Source organism: Micromonospora sp. NPDC023966 (assembly GCF_040639095.1).
Lineage (GTDB): Bacteria > Actinomycetota > Actinomycetes > Mycobacteriales > Micromonosporaceae > Micromonospora.
This window is the reverse complement of the sequence record NZ_JBEZZJ010000078.1, coordinates 1-4,092: the sequence shown is the minus strand read 5'-3', so window position 1 is coordinate 4,092 and position 4,092 is coordinate 1. Positions and strand designations below refer to the sequence as shown.

The window sequence follows — 4,092 nt, the reverse complement described above, 5'->3', positions numbered from 1 at the left end:
CGGAAGAGGTCACCGACATGCAGCGGTCGGTGAAGGGCGAGGTCATCGCGGCCACGTTCGACCGTCCGCCGCAGGACCACACCACGGTGGCGGAGCTGGCGATCGAGCGGGCGAAGCGCCTGGTCGAGCTGGGCCACGACGTGGTCGTGCTGCTCGACTCGCTGACCCGGCTGGGCCGCGCCTACAACCTGACCGTCCGCTCGGCCGGTCGCACCCTCTCCGGCGGCATCGACGTGGCCGCGCTCACCCCGCCCAAGCAGCTGCTCGCCGCCGCCCGGGCGATCGAGGAGGGCGGTTCGCTGACCGTCATCGCCTCGGCCCTCGTGGAGACCGGGTCCGCCGCGGACAGCCTCATCTTCGAGGAGTTCAAGAGCACCGGTAACGCGGAGCTGAAGCTGGACCGGTCGCTGGCCGACCGGCGTACGTTCCCCGCCGTCGACGTGCGCGCCTCCGGTACCCGCCGGGAGGAGCTGCTGCTCACCGACGTCGAGCGGGATCGCCTGCGGGCACTGCGTTCCGCGCTGTCCGTGCTGGACCGGCAGGCGGCCCTGGACCAGCTGCTCCGCCAGCTCGCCGCCACCGGCGGCAACGCCCACTTCCTCGCCCGCCTCGGCGCCGCCGGACGCGGCTAGGATCCTTCGTCATGGACGATTCCCGGGCCGACCGGACGCCGACCGTACGCCAGCTGCGCCTGGTCGTCGAGGCCGAGGACTACGACGCCGCGGTCGCCTTCTTCCGGGACGCGCTGGGCCTGCCGGAGCAGGCGGCGTACTCGGGTGGCGACGGCGCCCGGGTGGTGATCCTGGAGGCGGGCCGGGCCACGCTGGAGCTGGCGAACCCCGCGCAGAAGCGGATGATCGACGAGGTGGAGGTCGGCCGCCAGGTCGCGCCCCGGCTCCGGGTGGCCTTCGAGGTGGACGACAGCCGGGCGGTGACCGAGCGCCTCGTCGCGGCGGGCGCCACCGAGGTCGCCCCGCCGACGGTCACCCCGTGGCAGTCGCTCAACGCCCGCCTCGACGGCCCTGCGGGCCTGCACTTCACCGTCTTCGAGGAGCTGCGCGGCGAGGCCGAGCGGGCGGCCCTGGACGGCTTCGGCACCGACGCCTGAGAATCCGCGTCGCGCCCTGCCGGCAGGCCCGGCGATACTCGGGCCCGTGCCCGACGTGACGTTGACCCCCGCACAGGCCGCCGCCCTCCGCCATGTCCGCGACGTGGCCCTGCGGGACCGGCCGGCCGCGCTCGCCGTCATCGCCCGGCACCTCGCCGGCTCCGGCGCCGCGTACCGCTCCGAGGAGATCGTCGCGGCGGTGGCCGAACACGGCCGGCTCACCCTCAACTTCCATCCCGACCGGCTGCTGCGCGACGGGCGGACGGTGGCCGAGGCGCTCGACCAGGAGGGCGTCTACCGCAGTCAGTTCGAGACGGGCATCTCCAACGGCGGCCTGACCGCGTTCCCCGGCGGCGACCGGGACCGCTGGGAGGAAACGCTGTTCGGCGGGGCGTACCAGCGGCCCGGCGTACCCTCGGCCGAGCGCCCGAAGTACGGCGGCCTGAATCTGCTCGACCACCCGGACGGCGCCTGCCCCCGGTTCGGCTCCTGCCACCTGCGGCTGCGGCCCGCGACGCTCGCGCGGGCCACCTTCAGCTTCGGCGACAGCCACACCGGGCCGAAGGACCTCGGCACCGTCACGGTGTTCGAGCCGGTGCTCGCCGCGCTGCTGGAGGCCACCGAAGCGACCGGTATCAGCCTGGGCGTGGCCGGCATGGACACCGGCACGCTGCTGCGGGCGCTGCTGCGCCGCCGGGAGCGGGCGTCCGAGGCGGCCGGGCGGGCGCTGGACGACTACATCGAGGCGCAGGTGCACGGTGACCTGAGCCTGGCCCGGGACGTCGAGGCCGTGGTGGTCGATCCCTCGTTCCGGGGCACCGAGGAGGGGCGGATCCTCGCCGGGCTCTCCCGGCGGCACGGCTTCGCGCTGCGCTGGCACACCGGGTTCGAACTCCCGGTCGACGGGGTCGACGCCGATTTCCGGGGGCCGGCCATCCCGCCGCTCGCCGCCCGGGTGCACGCCGAGTTCGCCCGTCCCGGGGAGCCGGTGCATGCCGCGCTGATCGGCCGGGCCGCCGCCTCGGTGGTGCGCGAGCCGCAGCGCTGGGCCGACCGGGGGCCGGCCGAGGTGACCCTCCAGCACCTCAAGCAGCTCTGGCACGTCCTGGTCCGGTTCGGCGTCCCCGCGGTCGGCTAGGCCGGTTCCCGCGCCCGGCGTACGCCCCGTCACGAGTGTCCGGAATCCCGGGTGACCTGGGCCGCAGCAACGGCAGACCCCGGCATTTCCGGAATGCCCGACAGGTCGAGCTGGTTGTGTCCCCCGTACCGCCGGAGCGCAAACCCGTACCGGCGAGTAGTTCCCCCGAGGGGCGCTCACCCCGGAGCGCGTCGTAACGACGAAAGGGCAACCATCGTGAAGCAGCACTTCACTCGATGGCTCCCCGCCATCGCGAAGACCGCCATCGCGAAGACCGCCATCGCAAAGGCCGCCACCGCGAGGACCGCCATCGCCACGAGCCCGAACCGCCGCACCGCGCTGACCATCGCGGGCGTGGCGTGCCTCGGCGGGCTGGCGTTCGGCCCCACCGCCGTCGCCGCCCCGGTGACCAGCGGCCCGCACGCCGGCGCTGTGGCCGCCATCGGCCTGGCAACCGGCAAGAAGACCGGCACCGAGACGGTGAAGTCCGACCTGACCACCGGTGGTGACAAGGTCCCGACCAAGGCCGACCGGCCCAGCCGGGAGGAGCTCATGCCGCACGGTGTCGAGGGCGCCCAGTCGCGCATCCCGCTCGACGACGCGCAGCTCGACAACGCCAAGGCCATCGTCAAGGCGGCCAAGGAGACCGGCGTGGGGGAGCGGGGCGCCGTGATCGGCGTCGCCACCTCGCTGCAGGAGTCGAAGCTGTACAACCTCGGCCACCTCGGCACCTACAACGACCACGACTCGGAGGGCCTGTTCCAGCAGCGCCCGTCGTCCGGTTGGGGTACGCCTGAGCAGGTCACCGACCCGGACTACGCCAGCAAGGCGTTCTTCAACGCCCTGAAGAACGTCGGCGGCTGGCATGACCTGCCGCTGACCGCCGCGGCCCAGACGGTCCAGGTGTCCGCCTTCCCGTACGCGTACGCGCAGTGGGAGGAGCAGGCGGCGGACATCGTCCAGCAGCTCTGGTGACAAATTCCGCGAACCGGCCGGCCCCAACCAGGGGCCGGCCGGTTTCGTCTGTCAGTAAGGCTGACCTGCAGCCTGAGGCATATGTCCGGTTTGCTGCGCATCCCTGGGCGGTGAGTGGAACGCCATGTATGTCTCCGGGGCCCGATGACCTCCATAGCGTTCCACCGACCGGGTCCGCCTGGACGGGGTGTCCGTTTCCGGGGTGGTTGGCGGCACTCTGACGGCGGAATGGCGGGCGGGCGGGGGTCGTTGTATCCGGGTGAACGGCCGAGGAAGGCGCCCCGCCAGGCGGGGTGACCGGCCCGCCGGGACTGCCCGCCGCGAAGGTGGGTGCGCCGAGCCCGGAATGATGGTGGGCTGCCGGTCGTTTTACATGGTCCCGGCGCGACGAAGCGGCCCCCGGCCCCGCGCGCTGGATGATCCCCCAAGACTTTTTGCTCGACCCCCCCAAGGACTTTTTGAGCGCCTGACGGTGCTTGCGCACACCGGATTGCCGACCTCCCCCGGTCGGGGTGTGCGCCAACCCCCGAATGGAGCTACCTGTCATGAACACGATGCTGCGTAAGAGCGTGCTCGGTATTGCTGGTCTGGCTTTCACCGGTGGCGTGTTCGCCGGTCCGATCGCCGCCCACGCCGCCGAGCCGGTGCACCACAGCAAGCCGGTGGCGGTGGCGGTGCAGGGTGACAAGCTGATCCCGCACGGTGTGCAGGGCGCCCAGTCGAAGATCGATCTGAACGACGAGCAGACCGCCAACGCCAAGGCGATCATCGCCGCGACGAAGAAGGCCGGTCTCCCGAAGCGGGCCGCGGTCATCTCGATCGCCACCAGCCTGCAGGAGTCGAAGCTGGAGAACCTCGGCCACCTCGGCGA

The 4,092-nt window shown here is 72.6% G+C and carries 3 protein-coding genes and 2 pseudogenes; all 5 read left to right on the top strand.

Annotation, left to right across the window (positions count from 1 at the left end):
• Positions 1–632 (top strand): annotated as a pseudogene (locus AB0F68_RS35140) (transcription termination factor Rho); the annotation flags it as partial.
• An 11-nt stretch (positions 633–643) separates the two neighbouring features.
• On the top strand, positions 644–1,108 hold the full coding sequence (locus AB0F68_RS35135; protein ID WP_357346188.1) for a VOC family protein: 465 nt from the start codon (positions 644–646) through the stop codon (positions 1,106–1,108).
• 46 nt (positions 1,109–1,154) lie between these two features.
• Complete coding sequence (locus AB0F68_RS35130; RefSeq protein WP_357346186.1) at positions 1,155–2,246, top strand: DUF3626 domain-containing protein; 1,092 nt, start codon at positions 1,155–1,157, stop codon at positions 2,244–2,246.
• 216 nt (positions 2,247–2,462) lie between these two features.
• Positions 2,463–3,221 carry a hypothetical protein gene (locus tag AB0F68_RS35125; RefSeq protein WP_357346184.1) on the top strand — a complete coding sequence of 253 codons (759 nt, stop codon included), beginning with the start codon at positions 2,463–2,465 and terminating at the stop codon, positions 3,219–3,221.
• Positions 3,222–3,766: 545 nt separating this feature from the next.
• Positions 3,767–4,092 (top strand): annotated as a pseudogene (locus AB0F68_RS35120) (hypothetical protein); the annotation flags it as partial.

Bases quoted from the DNA above. Each gene is read 5' to 3' on its own strand.
- AB0F68_RS35135 (WP_357346188.1), top strand. From the start codon at position 644: ATGGACGATTCCCGGGCCGACCGGACGCCGACCGTACGCCAGCTGCGC.